General features: G+C 62.9%; 14 protein-coding genes. 11 read left to right on the top strand and 3 right to left on the bottom strand.

Going from position 1 to position 17,620, the window contains the following annotated elements; all coding sequences use genetic code 11:
• The first annotated feature begins 10 nt into the window (after positions 1 to 10).
• The 11 genes from rimP (at position 11) to I554_RS0111310 (ending at position 14,408) form a co-directional block, all read left to right on the top strand.
• Positions 11 to 802, top strand: a complete 792-nt coding sequence (gene rimP, locus I554_RS0111365) for a ribosome maturation factor RimP (RefSeq protein WP_024575666.1) — start codon at positions 11 to 13, stop codon at positions 800 to 802.
• 3 nt (positions 803 to 805) lie between these two features.
• Complete coding sequence (nusA, locus tag I554_RS0111360; RefSeq protein ID WP_024575665.1) at positions 806 to 2,410, top strand: transcription termination factor NusA; 1,605 nt, start codon at positions 806 to 808, stop codon at positions 2,408 to 2,410.
• Between the two features lie 72 nt (positions 2,411 to 2,482).
• On the top strand, positions 2,483 to 3,166 hold the full coding sequence (locus tag I554_RS0111355; protein WP_024575664.1) for an RNA-binding protein: 684 nt from the start codon (positions 2,483 to 2,485) through the stop codon (positions 3,164 to 3,166).
• Between the two features lie 53 nt (positions 3,167 to 3,219).
• Positions 3,220 to 5,820 carry a translation initiation factor IF-2 gene (gene infB / locus I554_RS0111350; RefSeq protein ID WP_024575663.1) on the top strand — a complete coding sequence of 867 codons (2,601 nt, stop codon included), beginning with the start codon at positions 3,220 to 3,222 and terminating at the stop codon, positions 5,818 to 5,820.
• A gap of 169 nt (positions 5,821 to 5,989) precedes the next feature.
• Positions 5,990 to 6,412, top strand: a complete 423-nt coding sequence (rbfA, locus tag I554_RS0111345) for a 30S ribosome-binding factor RbfA (protein WP_024575662.1) — start codon at positions 5,990 to 5,992, stop codon at positions 6,410 to 6,412.
• Complete coding sequence (gene truB, locus I554_RS0111340) at positions 6,412 to 7,512, top strand: tRNA pseudouridine(55) synthase TruB (protein ID WP_024575661.1); 1,101 nt, start codon at positions 6,412 to 6,414, stop codon at positions 7,510 to 7,512. Before rbfA ends, truB begins: the two co-directional genes overlap by 1 nt.
• 2 nt (positions 7,513 to 7,514) lie before the next feature.
• A complete protein-coding gene (gene rpsO, locus I554_RS0111335; RefSeq protein ID WP_024575660.1) occupies positions 7,515 to 7,784 on the top strand; it encodes a 30S ribosomal protein S15 in 270 nt (89 codons plus the stop codon).
• A 298-nt stretch (positions 7,785 to 8,082) separates the two neighbouring features.
• A complete protein-coding gene (gene pnp / locus I554_RS0111325) occupies positions 8,083 to 10,227 on the top strand; it encodes a polyribonucleotide nucleotidyltransferase (protein WP_024575659.1) in 2,145 nt (714 codons plus the stop codon).
• A gap of 160 nt (positions 10,228 to 10,387) precedes the next feature.
• The gene (locus I554_RS0111320) at positions 10,388 to 11,143 is read left to right on the top strand and encodes a superoxide dismutase (protein WP_024575658.1); all 756 of its coding nucleotides are present in this window, start codon (positions 10,388 to 10,390) and stop codon (positions 11,141 to 11,143) included.
• A 331-nt stretch (positions 11,144 to 11,474) separates the two neighbouring features.
• Positions 11,475 to 13,682 carry a catalase/peroxidase HPI gene (gene katG, locus I554_RS0111315; RefSeq protein WP_024575657.1) on the top strand — a complete coding sequence of 736 codons (2,208 nt, stop codon included), beginning with the start codon at positions 11,475 to 11,477 and terminating at the stop codon, positions 13,680 to 13,682.
• 129 nt (positions 13,683 to 13,811) lie between these two features.
• Positions 13,812 to 14,408, top strand: coding sequence for a glutathione S-transferase family protein (locus tag I554_RS0111310; protein WP_024575656.1), 597 nt, complete (start codon positions 13,812 to 13,814; stop codon positions 14,406 to 14,408).
• Positions 14,409 to 14,430: 22 nt separating this feature from the next.
• On the opposite strand, the gene fabV is transcribed toward I554_RS0111310, so the two are convergent.
• From fabV to fabA, 3 genes are all read right to left on the bottom strand, one after another.
• The gene (gene fabV, locus I554_RS0111305; RefSeq protein ID WP_024575655.1) at positions 14,431 to 15,603 is read right to left on the bottom strand and encodes an enoyl-ACP reductase FabV; all 1,173 of its coding nucleotides are present in this window, start codon (positions 15,601 to 15,603) and stop codon (positions 14,431 to 14,433) included.
• Positions 15,604 to 15,675: 72 nt separating this feature from the next.
• Positions 15,676 to 16,899: a beta-ketoacyl-ACP synthase I gene (gene fabB, locus I554_RS0111300; RefSeq protein WP_024575654.1), complete on the bottom strand. Its 1,224-nt coding sequence runs from the start codon at positions 16,897 to 16,899 to the stop codon at positions 15,676 to 15,678.
• A 111-nt stretch (positions 16,900 to 17,010) separates the two neighbouring features.
• Positions 17,011 to 17,541 (bottom strand): 3-hydroxyacyl-[acyl-carrier-protein] dehydratase FabA, encoded by a 531-nt coding sequence (gene fabA / locus I554_RS0111295; RefSeq protein ID WP_024575653.1) that lies wholly within the window; start codon positions 17,539 to 17,541, stop codon positions 17,011 to 17,013.
• Positions 17,542 to 17,620 lie beyond the last annotated feature (79 nt).

Here is a 17,620-nt window from a genome sequence, read left to right as displayed (position 1 = left end):
GACCCTGGACATGAGCGATCCTGCCGACGTTGCCATTGACGCCGAACTGCTTGCCGAACCGCGCCTCGTGGTCGAGCCGGGCGTCGGCGCGCGCGTGGCCGCGGTTGCCACGCCTGTATTGCAGGGCATGGGCTACCGGCTGGTGCGGATCAAGGTCACGGCCGAAGCAGGCTGCACTGTGCAGATCATGGCAGAGAAGCCCGACGGCACCATGCTGATCGAGGATTGCGAAGCAATCTCGAAAGCGCTGTCGCCGGTGATGGATATCGCCGATCCGATCCAGCGCGCCTACCGCCTTGAGATTTCGTCTCCCGGCATCGACCGGCCGCTGGTGCGGCGTTCCGACTTCGAGCGTTACATCGGCCATCTCGTCAAAATAGAGATGGCCAATCCGCATGATGGACGCAAACGTTTCCGTGGCTTGATCCAGGGCCTCGAAGGCAACGCCGTCCGCATCGTGCGCGAAGACGCCAAGCCGGATCACAAGGGCGCGCAGGAACAGGACGTGCTGCTTCCGATCGAGGATATTGCCGGAGCAAATCTCGTTCTGACAAACGCCCTGATCGCGGAATCGATGCGTCGCGGCCGCGACGTCGAGCGCGAGCAGCTCGAGCAATCCGGCGCACTGCCGCAGCCCCCGGAACATGCCCGCCGCGCGCGTGAAAAGCGCGACCTGACCAAAAGCAACAAGCCGAAGCCGAAAGCTTCGGCCAAAGCCCCTCCGAAGAATACGAAAGCTCACCGCCTCGCCGCCGAAGCGAAAAAGCGCGCAGGCAAACCGGACCACCACGAAGGAGACTGAGCCATGGCCGCTGTCAGCGCCAATAAACTCGAATTGCTGCAGATCGCCGACGCCGTCGCACGCGAAAAGTCGATCGACCGCTCGATCGTGATCGCCGCAATGGAGGACGCCATCGCCAAGGCGGCCCGCGCCCGCTACGGCTCCGAGACCGACGTGCATGCCGAGATCGACGCCAAGAAGGGCGAGTTGCGGCTGTCGCGCCACATGCTCGTTGTCGAGCAGGTCGAGAATTCCTCGAACCAGATTTCGCTGAAGGACGCGCAGCGCGCCAACCCCGGCGCCCAGATCGGCGACACCATCGCCGACACGCTGCCGCCGCTGGAATACGGCCGCATCGCCGCACAGAGCGCCAAGCAGGTGATCGTGCAGAAGGTGCGCGAGGCCGAGCGCGACCGGCAGTATCAGGAATTCAAGGACCGCATCGGCGAGATCGTCAACGGCGTGGTCAAACGCGTCGAATACGGCAGTGTCATCGTCGATCTCGGCCGCGGCGAAGCCATCGTGCGGCGCGACGAAATGCTGCCGCGCGAGGTGTTCCGCAACGGCGACCGCGTCCGCTCCTATATCTTCGATGTCCGCCGCGAAACCCGCGGGCCGCAGATTTTCCTGTCGCGCACCCATCCGCAGTTCATGGCGAAGCTGTTCGCGCAGGAAGTTCCCGAAATCTATGACGGCATCGTCGAGATCAAGGCGGTGGCCCGCGATCCGGGCTCGCGCGCGAAGATCGGCGTGATCTCTCGGGATTCCTCGGTCGATCCGGTCGGCGCCTGCGTCGGCATGCGCGGCTCGCGCGTGCAGGCCGTGGTGAACGAACTGCAGGGCGAAAAGATCGACATCATTCCGTGGTCGCCGGATATCGCCACCTTCGTGGTCAACGCGCTGGCGCCTGCCGAAGTCGCGAAAGTCGTGATCGATGAAGACCGCGAGCGCATTGAAGTCGTGGTGCCCGATACCCAGCTATCCCTTGCGATCGGCCGCCGCGGACAGAACGTGCGCCTCGCCTCGCAGCTCACCGGCTGGGACATCGACATTCTGACCGAGCAGGAAGAATCGGAGCGCCGTCAGGCCGACTTCGAGAATTCGACCCGCGTCTTCATGGAAGCCCTCAATGTCGACGAAGTCGTCGGCCAGTTGCTGGCGTCCGAAGGTTTCGGTTCGGTCGAGGATCTGGCGCTGGTGGACCCGCGGGAACTCACCAGCATCGAGGGCTTCGACGAGGAAACTGCCAACGAGCTGCAAAGCCGTGCCCGCGAATATCTTGAACAGCTCGAGGCAGAACTCGAAGCGAAGCGAAAGGAACTGGGCGTGGAAGACGCTTTGACGACTGTGCCGGGCGTAACCGCCAAGATGCTTGTGAAATTCGGCGAGAACGACATCAAGACCGTCGAGGATCTGGCCGGCTGCGCCACCGACGATCTGGTCGGCTGGGTGGAGCGCAAGGACGGCGAGACCACCAAGCACGCAGGCATTCTCGACGCCAACGAGATTTCGCGCGAAGACGCCGAAGCCCTGATCATGCAGGCGCGCGTCGTCGCCGGCTGGATCACCGAAGCCGATCTTGCCAAGCCGTCCGAGGAAGCCGCGGCTTCCGAAGAAAACCCGGCCTAAGCAGAACGAAGCCGATGAAGCGACGTACGGACAACATCATGTTCCGCAAGAGTTGAAGGAAATGACCCGCGCATGCTTGCCATCGCTGATCACGCAGATCTCGACAACGGACCCCGGACAAAATCCGGGACCGAGCGGATGTGCGCGGTCACGCGGCAAGTCGCGCCGATCGATGACCTGATCCGCTTCGTCCTCTCCCCGACCGGCGAAACCGTTCCCGACCTGAAGCGCAAGCTGCCGGGACGCGGGCTATGGGTTTCGCTGTCGCATGCCGCCGTGACGGAAGCCGCGAAGCGCAACGTGTTTGCACGCAGCTTCAAGCGCGACGTCCGGGTGTCGAAGACCCTGGCCGACGACGTCGACCGCATGATGGTCCGGGGGGCCTCCGAAGCCCTCGCCATGGCCGCGAAGGCCGGCCAGGTGGTGTCGGGTTTTTCCAAGGTTGAAGGCGCCATCGAGGGGCGGCAGGCGGTCGCCCTGATCCACGCCACGGACGGCGCTCCGGACGGAATCCGCAAGCTGAATGCCAGACTTGCCGCCGTAATGCGGGAAAACGGTGCGAAATCAGCGGATTTCCCCGTGATCGGCGTCCTGACCACCGATGAATTGGATTTGGCACTCGGGCGGGCAAATGTGGTACATGCTGCCCTGCTCGCGGGCCCGGCAAGCAAGACCTTCCTCGCACGTTGCCAGACGCTCTCCCGGTTTCGGGGGACGGGTGGCGGTCACGATGGCGGGATTGATCAGAATAACTAGGGCATGGCCGTCTGATACGGCATGCGAGCAACGAACGAGATTGGGACTGTTGAATGGCTGATACGAAAAATCCTGGCGATAAGACGCTGAGCGTCGGTTCTAAAACTCTGTCGCTGAAACCGCGCACAGAGACCGGCGTCGTGCGCCAGAGTTTCAGTCACGGCCGCACCAAGCAGGTGGTGGTCGAGAAGAAAACCAAGCGCCGCCTCGCCGGCGATCCCGCGCCGGCGCCTGAAGCTGCGCCCGCCGCGCCTGCTCCGGCACCTGTTGCTGCACCTGCGCCGCGCACGCAGGCACCCGCGCCGCGTCCGGCTTCACGCCCCTCCGGCGTCGTGCTGCGCACCCTGACCGAAGACGAGCAGAGCGCACGCGCAACCGCGCTGGCCGATGCGCGTGTTCGCGAAGAAGAAGAGCGCCGCGCGGCGGAAGCCGAGGCTGCACGCCGCAACACCAAGGAATTCAAGGAACAGCAGGAGCGTGAAGCCGCCGAAGCCCGCAAGAAGGCTGAGGAAGAACGCCATCGCGCCGAGGAAGAAGCCAAGGCCCGCGCCGAGCGTGAAGCCAACAAGCGCACCGAAGCTGCCGCAAAGGCCGCCGCTGCCGCAGCGAAGGCCCCGGCCGCTCCGACCCGTCCGGCGCCCGTGGCCGCCGACGGCTCAGACGATGATGAAGCACCGCGCATGGTGCGCCGTCCCGGCGGCGGACCGGCGCGTCCGGTCGTCGCGGCGAAGCCTGCCGCGAAGCCCGGTCCTGCGAAGCAGCGCGGCCGTCTGACCATTGCGACCGCGCTCAATGCCGACGACGTGCGCGAGCGTTCGATCGCCTCGTTCCGCCGCCGCACCCAGCGCCTCAAGGGCCACGCGTCCAACGAGCCGAAGGAAAAGCTGATCCGCGAAGTCACGATTCCCGAAGCCATCACGATTCAGGAACTCGCCAACCGCATGGCCGAGCGTGCCGTCGATATCATCCGCCTGCTGATGAAGCAGGGCGCGATGCACAAGATCACCGACGTGATCGACGCCGACACCGCGCAGCTGATCGCCGAGGAAATGGGCCACACCGTCAAGCGCGTCGCCGCGTCGGACGTGGAAGAAGGCCTTTTCGACGTCGCAGAAGATCATGCCTCGGACACCACACCGCGTCCGCCGGTCGTGACCGTCATGGGCCACGTCGACCACGGCAAGACCTCGCTGCTCGACGCGCTGCGCCACGCCAATGTGGTCAGCGGCGAAGCCGGCGGCATCACCCAGCACATCGGCGCCTATCAGGTGACTTCGCCGGAAAGCGGCAAGAAGATCACCTTCATCGACACCCCCGGCCACGCCGCGTTCACCGCGATGCGCGCGCGCGGCGCCAAGGTCACCGACATCGTGATCCTTGTCGTGGCCGCCGACGACGGCGTCATGCCGCAGACGATCGAGGCGATCAATCACGCCAAGGCGGCGAAGGTTCCGATGATCGTTGCGATCAACAAGATCGACAAGCCGGACGCCAAAGCAGAGCGCGTGCGCACCGAACTGCTACAGTATGAAGTGCAGGTCGAATCCTTCGGCGGCGACGTCGTCGACGTCGAAGTGTCCGCCAAGAACAAGACCAATCTCGACAAACTGCTCGAAATGATCGCGCTGCAGGCCGAACTGCTCGACCTGAAGACCAACCCGGATCGTCCGGCTGAAGGCACCGTGATCGAAGCCAAGCTCGATCGCGGCCGCGGTCCGGTGGCGACCGTGCTGGTTCAGCGCGGCACCCTGCGGGTCGGCGACATTATCGTGGCCGGTGCTGAAATGGGCCGCGTCCGCGCGCTGATCAACGATCAGGGCGAGACCGTACAGGAAGCAGGTCCGTCGGTTCCGGTTGAGGTTCTCGGCTTCAATGGTCCGCCGGAAGCCGGCGACCGCCTTGCTGTCGTCGAGAACGAAGCCCGCGCCCGTCAGGTCACCGATTACCGCGCGCATCAGAAGCGCGAGAAATCCGCGGCCAGCAGCGCCGGCATGCGCGGTTCGCTCGAGCAGATGATGTCGCAGCTCAAGACCACGGGCCGCAAGGACTTCCCGCTGGTCATCAAGGCTGACGTGCAGGGCTCGCTGGAAGCCATTCTCGGCTCTCTTGAGAAGCTCGGCACCGACGAAGTTGCTGCGCGCATCCTCCACGCGGGTGTCGGCGGCATCTCGGAATCCGACGTGACGCTGGCGGAAGGTTTCAACGCTGCGATCATCGGCTTCAGCGTCCGCGCCAACAAGGAAGCGGCCGCTCTCGCCAAGCGCAACGGCATCGAAATCCGCTACTACAACATCATCTACGATCTCGTGGATGACGTGAAAAAGGCGATGTCCGGCCTGCTGGCGCCGACCTTGCGCGAAACCATGCTCGGCAATGCGCAGATCCTCGAGGTGTTCAACATCTCGAAGGTCGGCAAGATCGCCGGTTGCCGCGTCACCGACGGCAGCGTGGAACGCGGCGCCAATGTGCGCCTGATCCGCGACAACGTCGTCGTGCACGAGGGCAAGTTGTCGACACTGAAGCGCTTCAAGGACGAAGTGAAGGAAGTCCAGTCCGGCCAGGAATGCGGCATGGCCTTCGAGAACTACCAGGATATGCGTGTCGGCGACGTTATCGAGTGCTATCGCATAGAGACCATTCAGCGCTCCCTGTAAGTCCAAGTCTTCAGGGCGCGTTGAATTAAGACGGGACGTCATGCCCGCGAGCCTGTCCCCGGCGTGACCGGGGATCTCGCGGGCATCCACGTCTTCATTAAGTTCACAGCAAGGATGTCCATGGCGGGCCAAGCCCGGCCATGTCGTCTGAATTTTTCAGGACTGTTTCATGCCCCGCCAACAACGCGGCAAGTCACAAGGCTCATCGTCCGGCGCATCGCAGCGGCAGTTGCGGGTCGGCGAGCTTGTGCGCCACGCCATCTCCGATCTCCTTTCACAGGGCAGCGTGCACGATCCCGCGCTCGAGGGTCACATCATCACTGTGCCCGAGGTGCGGATGTCGCCGGACCTCAAGCTCGCGACCATCTATGTAATGCCGCTCGGCGGCCGCGGCATCGAGGACGTGATCGCAGCGCTCGATCGCAACAAGAAGTTTCTCCGCGGCGAGGTCGCGCATCGCGTTAACTTAAAATTTGCGCCTGATCTTCGCTTCCGCGTTGACGAACGATTCGACGAAGCAGAACGGATCGAGAAATTACTGAGAACACCCGCGGTTCAAAAAGACCTCAAGACAGATTCGGACCAAGACTGATGAATGTGATGACCCCAGACCGCGTGATCGAACAGCAAACAGCCGATTCGAACGCGCCTGCCGAAAATAAATTTTCTGATGCCCGCACGCGGCATAACGATCCGCGCCAGCAAGGCGGAAAGCAACGTCAGCAGGGCGGTCAGCAGAAGCGTGATCGCCGCGACGTTCATGGATGGGTGATTCTCGACAAGCCGATCGGCATGACATCGACCCACGCCGTCGCCGTGCTCAAGCGCCTGTTCAATGCCAAGCGCGCGGGCCACGCCGGCACCCTCGATCCGCTCGCCTCCGGCGGACTGCCGATTGCGCTCGGCGAAGCCACCAAGACCGTTCCGTTCGTGATGGACGGCCGCAAGCGCTACCGCTTCACGGTGCAGTGGGGCGAGGAGCGGGACACCGACGACACCGAGGGCCGTGTGACGGAGACCAGCCCGGCCCGGCCTTCCGTCGAGGCGATCCGGGCCTTGCTACCGCAGTTCACCGGCACCATCGAACAGATCCCGCCGCAGTATTCGGCGATCAAGATCCAGGGCGAGCGGGCCTATGACATGGCCCGCGATGGCGAGGTGGTTCCCCTGCAGCCCCGGCCGGTCGAAATTCACGAATTAATCCTTGTCGAACAACTAGATGGCGACCGCTCGGTGTTCGAGGCCGAATGCGGCAAAGGGACCTATGTCCGGGCGCTGGCCCGCGATATGGGCCGGATTCTGGGGTGTTTTGGCCATATTTGCGCGCTCCGGCGCACGATTTGCGGGCCTTTTACCGAAGAAGACATGATTCCGCTGGCAGATCTGGAGGCTTTGTGCGATAGAGCCGCGTCTGGCGAGGGCAGCCTCGCCGACGCGCTTTTGCCCGTTGAGACCGCGCTGGACGACATCCCGGCACTGGCCGTCACACGGGCGGATGCCGCAAGGCTCCACCGGGGCCAGGCGGTTTTGTTGCGCGGACGGGATGCGCCAATTTCAAACGGCACAGTCTATGCCACCGTCGGAGGAAGGCTTCTGGCCCTCGCCGAGATTGGCAATGGCGAACTCATCCCCAAGCGTGTGTTCAACCTGACCGGGCTGACAGCTCATCCCGGCCGCAAAGAAGGTGTTTGACGATGTCGATTGCCGCAGAACGCAAAGCGGAAGTCATCAAGACGAATGCAACCAAGGCCGGTGATACCGGTTCGCCTGAGGTCCAGGTCGCGATCCTGTCGGAACGCATCGCCAACCTCACCGAGCATTTCAAGACCCACGGCAAGGACAACCATTCCCGCCGCGGCCTTTTGAAGCTCGTCTCCACGCGCCGTTCCCTTCTGGACTACGTCAAGAAGAAGGACGAGGCGCGTTACAAGGCGCTGCTCGAGAAGCACAACATTCGCCGCTAAGAAATACACGCGCGCAGGTTTGCGCGCGTTTTTGTGTGGCGTGGGAATACGCCACGCATTTCCAACGCGTGGACCTCTGAAATGTCCACGCGGCGTGTCCAGCAGCAATCCGGCGGCTGGGCGATAACGGGTGACATGCCCGTACCATCGAAAGGATGGACGCCATTCGAAATTCAAGGACCATGGCAGGATCGCCGGACGCTGACGCGCATTCGCGCAATCAGCGTCCCGCAATCTTGCGCATGGTTTTTGTGTTTCAGGCGTCCGTTCTTTCGTGAACCCATGAAAGACGAAGACAATGTTTAATGCTCATTCAGTCGAGATCGACTGGGGTGGACGTCCACTCAAACTCGAAACCGGCAAGATCGCGCGTCAGGCCGACGGCGCCGTTGTCGCCACCTATGGCGAGACCATCGTGCTTGCCACCGTCGTCGCCGCCAAGGCGCCGCGTGAAGGTGTCGACTTCCTGCCGCTCACTGTGGACTATCAGGAAAAGACCTACGCGGCCGGCCGCATTCCCGGCGGCTACTTCAAGCGCGAAGGCCGGCCCACCGAAAAGGAAACACTGGTTTCCCGCCTGATCGACCGTCCGATCCGTCCGCTGTTCGTTGACGGCTGGCGCAACGAAACCCAGGTCATCGTGACGGTTCTGTCGCACGACATGGAAAACGATCCGGACATTCTCGCGCTGGTGGCTTCCTCCGCTGCGCTGACCCTCTCCGGCGCACCGTTCCAGGGCCCGATCGGCGCAGCCCGCGTCGGCTTCATCAACGACGAATACGTTCTCAACCCGACCCTCGACGAAATGACCGACACCAATCTCGATCTGGTCGTCGCCGGCACTGCCGACGCCGTTCTGATGGTGGAATCGGAAGCCAAGGAACTGAACGAAGAGGTCATGCTCGGCGCCGTGATGTTCGGTCATCGGCATTTCCAGCCGGTGATCAAGGCGATTATCGAACTGGCAGAGAAAGCCGCGAAGGAGCCGCGCGAGGTTTCCTCCGTGGACAACAGCGCTATCGAGAAGGACATGCGCAGCGTCGGCGAGGCCGAACTGCGCAAGGCCTACGCCATCCCGGTCAAGCAGGATCGTTACGCGGCCGTTGGCGAAGTGAAGAAGAAGGTCATGGACCACTTCTTCCCGGAAGGTCAGGAGCCGAAGTACGACAAGCTGCGCGTCGCCGGCGTGTTCAAGGAGCTGGAAGCGGACGTCGTTCGCAACAACATCCTCGACACCGGCAAGCGCATCGACGGCCGCGACGTGAAGACGGTTCGTCCGATCGTCGCCGAAGTCGGCGTGCTGCCCCGCGCTCACGGCTCGGCGCTGTTCACCCGCGGTGAGACCCAGGCGATGGTTGTCACCACGCTCGGCACCGGCGAAGACGAGCAGTACATCGACTCGCTGTCGGGAACGTACAAGGAGCGCTTCCTGCTCCATTACAACTTCCCTCCCTACTCGGTTGGCGAGACCGGCCGCCTCGGCGGCACCAAGCGCCGCGAAATCGGCCACGGCAAGCTCGCCTGGCGCGCGATCCATCCGGTGCTCCCGGCTCACCATGAATTCCCGTACACGCTGCGCGTCGTCTCGGAGATCACCGAGTCGAACGGCTCATCCTCGATGGCCTCGGTCTGCGGCGCTTCGCTGGCGCTGATGGACGCAGGCGTTCCCCTGAAGCGGCCGACCGCGGGTATCGCGATGGGCCTCATTCTCGAGGGCGACCGTTTTGCCGTGCTGTCCGACATTCTCGGCGACGAGGATCATCTCGGCGACATGGACTTCAAGGTGGCCGGCACTGAAAACGGCATCACCTCGCTGCAGATGGACATCAAGATCGCCGGCATCACCGAAGCGATCATGAAGCAGGCCCTCGCGCAGGCGAAGGACGGCCGTATCCACATCCTCGGCGAAATGGCCAAGGCGCTCACCAACGCCCGCGCCGAGCTCGGCGAACATGCGCCGCGCATCGAGGTGCTGCAGATCCCGACCGACAAGATCCGCGAAGTGATCGGCACCGGCGGCAAGGTGATCCGCGAGATCGTCGAAAAGACCGGCGCCAAGGTCAACATCGAGGACGACGGCACCGTGAAGGTCGCATCCGCCAACGGCGAATCGATCCGCGCGGCGATCAAGTGGATCAAGTCGATCGCGTCCGATCCGGAAGTCGGCCAGATCTACGACGGCACCGTGGTCAAGGTGATGGAGTTCGGCGCGTTCGTGAACTTCTTCGGGCCGAAGGACGGTCTGGTTCACATCAGCCAGCTCGCCGCCAACCGCGTGCAGAAGACCTCCGACGTCGTCAAGGAAGGCGACAAGGTCAAGGTCAAGCTGCTCGGGCTGGACGATCGCGGCAAGGTGCGCCTGTCGATGAAGGTGGTCGATCAGGAAACCGGCGAGGACCTCGAGGCCAAGCAGAAGGCCGAGGGCGTTTCCGCCGCCGAGTAATTGTCTCACAAACCCGTGTGACGACCCGAAGGGGCGGCATTTTGCCGCCCCTTTTTGTTTGCCTCATGCGAAACTCGTTTTGTGCCCGCAGCGTAGCCCTGTCATGGCTCGGCTGCATTCGTACCGGATCGCATCACGCTGCCACATCAGGGAGACCACCATGACATCGATATCCCGACGCCATCTCGTCACCGCTGCCGCCGGGGTCGCGGTCTCAGCCGCCGCCCCGCGCTTCGTGTTCGCACAGGCTGCGCCGGCTCCCGCTGCTCCAGCCGCCGCGCCCGCCACCGGCCCCTTCACGCTGCCGCCACTGACTTACGCTGCCAACGCGCTTGAGCCGCATATCGATGCCAAGACGATGGAAATCCACCACGACAGGCACCACGCAGCCTACGTCGCCAACATGAACAACGTCGCCAAGACCAATCCGCAACTCGGGACGATGCCGATCGAGAACATCCTCGGCAACCTCAACGCGCTGGATGACTCGATCAAGTTCACCGTGCGCAACAACCTCGGCGGCCACGCCAACCACACCATGTTCTGGAGCATCATGGGCCCGAACGGCGGCAAGCCGGAGGGCGAGGTGCTCGCCGCGATCGACAAGGACCTCGGCGGTCTCGAAAAATTCCAGACCGATTTCAATGCGGCCGGTGGACGCCAGTTCGGCTCGGGCTGGGTGTTCGTCACCGTTACCAAGGACGGCAAGCTCGCCATCGAGACGCGTCCCAATCAGGACTCGCCCATCATGGACGGCAAGCGCGTGCTGATGGGCAACGACGTCTGGGAGCACGCCTATTATCTGAACTACCAGAACCGCCGCCCCGATTATCTCAAGGCGTGGTGGAACACGGTGAACTGGGCGAAGGTTTCCGAGCGCTATGCGGCGGCGAAGGCCGGAACGCTGACCATCTGACGTCTGTATCGGGAAAAGACAAAAGGGCGGCTTTTTAGCCGCCCTTTTTCGATTCATGCGCCCATCATGGAAAGACCGTAGGTTGCGGCATCTCGTATCCCGCAGGCTTTATCGATCAGAATTACTTATCTGAGGGGAAAGAAAAACCGACTGGACCTGATGCTGGAATTCTTCCAATGTCCTGCCGGAACGGTTTTGATTGTACCGTCGCCCATGGCGAAACGCCCCAGCAACAGCGAGCGCATTTCAGAGACCTGAGAGCAATCGGGTCCTGGGCGGCACATCGGATCAAACCGGCGAACGAAAAATCAAAGAATGATCGGAGAAGAACATGGACGCAAAGACTGACGACAAAGGCCTGGGCAAGTGCCCGGTCAACCATGGCGCAGGCGGTGGCACCCAGAGCAGTGCCTGGTGGCCCAATCAGTTGCGCGTCGATCTCCTGAACCAGCATTCGTCAAAGTCCGATCCGCTGGGACAGGCCTTCAGCTATCGCGAAGAGTTCGGCAAGCTTGACTACGAGGCGCTCAAGAACGACCTGCGCAAGCTGATGACCGACTCGCAGAGCTGGTGGCCCGCCGACTTCGGCCACTATGGCCCGCAGTTCGTCCGCATGTCGTGGCACGCAGCCGGCACCTACCGGCTGGCCGATGGCCGTGGCGGCGGTGGCCGTGGCCAGCAGCGCTTCGCTCCGCTCAACTCGTGGCCCGATAACGTCAACATCGACAAGTCGCGCCGCCTGCTGTGGCCGATCAAGCAGAAGTACGGCCAGAAGATTTCATGGGCGGATCTGCTGATCCTCACCGGCAACGTCGCACTTGAGACCATGGGTTTCCGCACCTTCGGTTTTGCCGCAGGTCGCGAGGACGTCTGGGAGCCGGATCTCGACGTGAACTGGGGCGCTGAAACCGAGTGGCTGAAGCACCGGACTCTCGACAAGTTTCCGGCGCCGCTCGGCGCCACTGAAATGGGCCTGATCTACGTCAATCCGGAAGGTCCGGGCGCCAACGGCGATCCGCTGTCGGCCGCTGCGTTCATCCGCGAGACCTTTGCCCGCATGGCCATGAACGACGAGGAAACCGTTGCGCTGATCGCCGGCGGCCACACCTTCGGCAAGACTCACGGCGCTGCCCCCGAATCCCACAAGGGACCGAATCCGGAAGCCGCGGGCCTCGAAGAGCAGGGCCTCGGCTGGACCAGCAACTTCGGCACCGGCTTCGGCGCGGACGCTGTCGGCAGCGGCATCGAAGTCACCTGGACCCAGACGCCGGCCCAGTGGAGCAACTTCTTCTTCGAAAACCTGTTCAAGTACGAATGGGTGCAGACCCGCAGCCCCGGCGGCGCAATCCAGTGGGAAGCCAAGGACGCCGAAGCCGTCATCCCGGACGCGCACGATCCGTCGAAGAAGCGCAAGCCGACCATGCTGACCACCGACCTGTCGCTGCGCGTCGATCCGATCTACGAAAAGATCTCGCGCCGCTTCCTCGAAAACCCGCAGGCCTTCGCGGAAGCCTTCGCGCGCGCATGGTTCAAGCTGACTCATCGGGACCTTGGCCCGCGCTCGCGCTATCTCGGCCCCGAAGTGCCGAAGGAAGTGCTGGTCTGGCAGGACCCGGTGCCGGCCGTGAACCACCCGTTGATCGACGACGCCGATGTCGCGGCGCTGAAGAGCAAGATCGCAGCTTCTGGCCTCTCGGTGTCCGAACTGGTCGGCACGGCGTGGGCTTCGGCCTCGACCTTCCGCGGCGGAGACAAGCGTGGCGGCGCCAACGGCGCGCGCGTTCGCCTCAGCCCGCAGAAGGACTGGGAGGTCAATGACCCGGTGCAGCTTGCCAAGGTCATCGCCGCTCTCGAAGCGGTCCAGAAGGAGTTCAATGTCGCGAACTACGGCGGCAAGCAGGTCTCGCTTGCGGACCTGATCGTGCTCGCCGGCAATGTCGGTGTCGAACAGGCGGCGAAGGCGGCCGGCCACAGCGTGGCGGTGCCGTTCACGCCCGGCCGCACCGACGCCACGCAGGACCAGACGGATGTTCATGCCTTCTCCGTCATGGAGCCTCTCGCGGACGGCTTCCGCAACTACCACAAGGCGGGAGCCGCTCTCGGTGAAGTCGCCCTGATCGACAAGGCGCAGTTGCTGACACTGACCGCGCCGGAAATGACCGTGCTGATTGGCGGCCTGCGCGCCATCAACATCAACACGGGCGGCGTCAAGCACGGCGTCCTCACCGACAAGCCGGGTGCCCTGACCAACGACTTCTTCGCCAACCTGCTCGACATGAGCACCCAGTGGAAGTCGATCTCCGACGATCAGAGCCTGTTCGAAGGACGCGACCGCAAGACCGGCGACGTCAAGTGGACCGGCACCCGCGTCGATCTCGTGTTCGGCTCGAACTCTGTGTTGCGTGCGCTGGCCGAGGTCTACGCCAGCACGGATGCGAAGGAGAAGTTCGTCAAGGACTTCGTGAAGGCGTGGACCAAGGTGATGAACGCCGACCGCTTCGATCTTGCATCGAAGCCCGCTCTGCAGGCTGCGGAATAAGCAAAGGCCGCATTGCGAAAACAAAAACCCCGCGACAATGTCGCGGGGTTTTCCTTTGATCTCGCGCGCTTGCGCCATGCCTCGAATCCCCGCACAAAGGGGAAAAATATTCCTCCGGGAGGCATGACCATGATGAAACTCTACTGGTCACCGCGCACGCGGTCGTTCACCACGCTGTGGCTGATGGAGGAGACCGGCGTTCCGTATGAGCGTGTTCTGATCGACATTCACAAGGGCTCGCAGCGCACGCTCGAGTTTCTTGCCGTCAATCCGATGGGCAAGGTTCCGGCTCTTGCGGATGGCGATGCGACGCTGGCGGAAGCCGCTGCGATCTGCGCGTATGTCGCCGAACGTTATCCGCAGGCGAAGCTCGCGCCGGACCTCGGTGACTCGCATCGCGCGAAATATCTGTATTGGCTGTTTTTCGCGCCGGGCTGCATCGAACCCGCCATCGCCCAGATCGCCACCAAGATGGAATTGAATCCGGTCGCCGCCGGATGGGGCGATGCGCAGCGCGTATTCGACGTGCTGGAAGCTGCGCTGGAAGAAGGTCCGTGGATTCTCGGCGAGAATTTCTCCGCCGCCGATATCGCCATCGGCTCGGGCCTGAACTTCGCCGTGCGTTCGTTCAAGATGGTGCCGGCGCGTCCGGCGTTTGATCGCTATCTCGATCGCTGCGCCGAACGTCCCGCGTTCCAGCGTGCGCAGGAACTTGCCGCGGGGTGAGGTCCAGAAGACTTCAGACCGACTAGCCGGGCACGACGCGCGGATCGACGTCCTTGGCATAGTCAACGCCGTCGAGGCCAAACCCGAACAGGCGCAGGAACTGACTCTTGTATTCCGGCAGGTCCGCCAGTTCGCCGAGGGTTTCGGTGGTCAGCAGCGGCCAGCGGCGCAGCACCTCTTTCTGAACATTGTCCGAGAGCTCCCAGTCGTCGAGCCGAAGACGCAGCGCGTCATCGACCTTGGCATCGGGGCCGAGGCTGGTCCGGAACAGGCGATCGATCTGTTCGATACATCCTTCATGAAGTCCGAGCTGCTTCATGACCTTGAACAGCACCGTCCCATAAAGCGGCACCACCGGAATGGCTGAACTTGCCTGTGTGACCACGGCCTTCAGCGCCACCACGCGCGCTGCGTCGCGCCCGAGGCGGCTGCGGATGTCGTCCGCCTTGCGGTCGAGATCGACCTTGGCGCGGCCGAGCGTGCCCTTCCAGTAGATCGGCCAGGTCAGTTCGCTGCCGATATAGGTGTAATTGAGCGTGCGGAAGCCGGGCGCCAGAACGCCTGCATCCGCGAGCCGGTCAATCCAGCGCTTCCAGTCATCGCCGCCCATCACCGCGACCGTCGCCGTCGCCTCATCTTCCGTGGCAGGCGCAATGACGGTCTCGTAAACCTCGCCGCTTTCCGTGTTGAGGGTCTTGATCTCGACAGGGGCGCCGAGCGGCTTGATCGCCGAACGATACGTGATGCCCGTGTCGGGGTCCGTCCGCACCGGGGCGGCCATGCTGTAGACCAGAAGGTCGAGCTGTCCGAATTTTTCGCGCACACGCTCGATAAAGGCATCCTTCAATTCGTTGGAGAAGGCATCGCCTTCCAGCGTGACAGGATCTCGGCCAATTTTTTTAGCTTCGATTTCAAACGCACGATTGTTGTACCACCCGGCGCTGCCCGTCCTGGTCGCCGTAGGCTCCCGCTCCAGCGACACGCCGATGGTGTCCGCGCCGCCGGCGAAGGTCGCGACGATGCGGCTCGCAAGGCCGTAACCCGTCGAGCAGCCCAGCACGGCAACGCGCTTGGGACTTTGAGCAAGCGCGCCCTGCTTGAGAACGTAGTCGATTTGCTCGCGAACGTTTCTGGCGCAACCTTCGGGATGTGCCGTCGTGCAGATGAAGCCTCGCACGCGCGGTTCGATAATCATGCCCACCCCATTTCAAATCGTTGCAATTGTTCTGCCAGCCTCTCCATCACGCGCGGGAGAGGCAAAATGATATTACGCATCCAGCCGCTTGAACACGAGCGTCGCATTGGTGCCGCCAAAGCCGAACGAGTTCGACAGCACCGCGCCGATCTTGGCGTTGTCGATGCGCTTGCGCACGATCGGCATGTCGGCGAACGCCGGATCGAGTTCGGTGATGTTGGCGCTCTCACAGATGAAACCGTTGTTCATCATCAGGAGCGAATAGATCGCCTCCTGCACGCCGGTCGCGCCCAGCGAATGGCCGGTCAGCGATTTGGTCGCCGCGATCGGCGGGCACTTGTCGCCGGTGCCGAACACCGCGCGGATGGCGCCGATTTCCGGCGGGTCGCCGGCCGGCGTCGAAGTCGCATGCGGATTGATGTAATCGATCGGGACGTTCACGGTCGACATCGCCATTTTCATGCAGCGCTCGGCGCCCTCGCCCGATGGCGCAACCATGTCGTAGCCGTCCGAGGTCGCGCCGTAGCCGACGATCTCGCCGTAAATCCGCGCGCCGCGCGCCTTGGCGTGTTCAAGCTCCTCAAGCACGAGGACGCCAGCGCCGCCCGCGATGACGAAGCCATCGCGGCTGACGTCATAGGCGCGCGACGCGGTCGCCGGCGTGTCGTTGTATTTCGACGACATCGCGCCCATCGCATCGAACAGCACGGACATGGTCCAGTCGAGATCCTCGCAGCCGCCGGCGAAGATGATGTCCTGCTTGCCGACCTGGATCGTCTCATAGGCATTGCCGATGCAATGGTTGGACGTGGCGCAGGCCGACGAGATCGAATAGTTGACGCCCTTGATCTTGAACCAGGTGGCCAATGTCGCGGACGCGGTCGACGACATCGCTTTCGGCACCGCGAACGGACCGACACGCTTCGGTCCCTTGGTGCGGGTGATGTCGGCGGCATCGACGATGGCGCGCGCGGACGGACCGCCCGAGCCCATGATGATGCCGGTGCGCGGATTGACGATGTCGGTTTCTTCCAGGCCTGAGTCGCGGATCGCCTGCTCCATGGCGACGTGATTCCACGCAGCGCCCTCGCCGAGAAAACGCATCGCACGGCGATCGACAACATCCGCTGGATTCAGCGTCGGCTTGCCGAACACCTGCGACCGGAAGCCGAGCTTGGCATAGTCTTCCGAATGGGTGATGCCTGGCTTGGCTTCGTAGAGGCTCGCAAGCACTTCCTGAGTGTTGTTTCCGATGGAAGAGACAATGCCCATCCCCGTGACCACAACTCGCCTCATAATTCCTCGCCTTTAGTTGCTGCGCCTTGAAACTTGCGCCTTCTATTGCCCGCGCCGGTTCTGTAACCGGCAATTCCGAAGCTCAATTTGCGTGAGCCTATCGATCCTGCATTATGTTCCCGGCTGCAATGCGGCATCACGCGGCAGCAGGCCAACTTTCAAATCCTTGGCGCGATAGATGATCTCGCCATCGGCCGACAGCGTGCCGTCGGCAATGCCCAGCCAGAGCTTGGAGCGCATCACGCGTTTCACATCGATAGTGTACACGACCTTGGTGACGCCCGGCAGAACCTGACCGGTGAACTTGAGTTCGCTCAGTCCCAGCGCGCGGCCTCGCCCCGGCCCGCCGGACCAGCCGAGAAAAAAGCCGACCATTTGCCACAGCGCATCGAGCCCGAGGCAGCCCGGCATCACCGGGTCTCCCTTGAAATGGCATCCGAAGAACCACAGGTCTGATTTCACATCGAGTTCGGCGCGAACGAGACCTTTGCCGTACTCACCGCCGGTATCGGTGATCTCCGTGATCCGGTCGAACATCAGCATCGGCGGCAGCGGGAGTTGGGCATTGCCCGCTCCGAACAGCTCGCCCCGGCCACAGGCCAGGAGCTCTTCATAGGCGTAGCTGTTCCGGCGGTCTTTCATCTGGATCCCTTATTTTGACATGCCGGTTCTGCGGCAACTCCGCGGGACCTCTAACATAGGCCCACCGAGGGTCAAAGTG

The sequence above is a fragment of the Afipia sp. OHSU_II-C1 genome (assembly GCF_000497575.1).
Classification (GTDB): domain Bacteria; phylum Pseudomonadota; class Alphaproteobacteria; order Rhizobiales; family Xanthobacteraceae; genus Afipia.
The sequence above is the reverse complement of the archived record's forward strand: the minus strand, read 5'-3'. Positions and strand labels throughout refer to the sequence as shown.

Bases quoted from the DNA above. Each gene is read 5' to 3' on its own strand.
- rimP (WP_024575666.1), top strand. From the start codon at position 11: ATGAGCGATCCTGCCGACGTTGCCATTGACGCCGAACTGCTTGCCGAA.
- nusA (WP_024575665.1), top strand. From the start codon at position 806: ATGGCCGCTGTCAGCGCCAATAAACTCGAATTGCTGCAGATCGCCGAC.
- I554_RS0111355 (WP_024575664.1), top strand. From the start codon at position 2,483: ATGCTTGCCATCGCTGATCACGCAGATCTCGACAACGGACCCCGGACA.
- infB (WP_024575663.1), top strand. From the start codon at position 3,220: ATGGCTGATACGAAAAATCCTGGCGATAAGACGCTGAGCGTCGGTTCT.
- rbfA (WP_024575662.1), top strand. From the start codon at position 5,990: ATGCCCCGCCAACAACGCGGCAAGTCACAAGGCTCATCGTCCGGCGCA.
- truB (WP_024575661.1), top strand. From the start codon at position 6,412: ATGAATGTGATGACCCCAGACCGCGTGATCGAACAGCAAACAGCCGAT.
- rpsO (WP_024575660.1), top strand. From the start codon at position 7,515: ATGTCGATTGCCGCAGAACGCAAAGCGGAAGTCATCAAGACGAATGCA.
- pnp (WP_024575659.1), top strand. From the start codon at position 8,083: ATGTTTAATGCTCATTCAGTCGAGATCGACTGGGGTGGACGTCCACTC.
- I554_RS0111320 (WP_024575658.1), top strand. From the start codon at position 10,388: ATGACATCGATATCCCGACGCCATCTCGTCACCGCTGCCGCCGGGGTC.
- katG (WP_024575657.1), top strand. From the start codon at position 11,475: ATGGACGCAAAGACTGACGACAAAGGCCTGGGCAAGTGCCCGGTCAAC.
- I554_RS0111310 (WP_024575656.1), top strand. From the start codon at position 13,812: ATGATGAAACTCTACTGGTCACCGCGCACGCGGTCGTTCACCACGCTG.
- fabV (WP_024575655.1), bottom strand. From the start codon at position 15,603: ATGATTATCGAACCGCGCGTGCGAGGCTTCATCTGCACGACGGCACAT.
- fabB (WP_024575654.1), bottom strand. From the start codon at position 16,899: ATGAGGCGAGTTGTGGTCACGGGGATGGGCATTGTCTCTTCCATCGGA.
- fabA (WP_024575653.1), bottom strand. From the start codon at position 17,541: ATGAAAGACCGCCGGAACAGCTACGCCTATGAAGAGCTCCTGGCCTGT.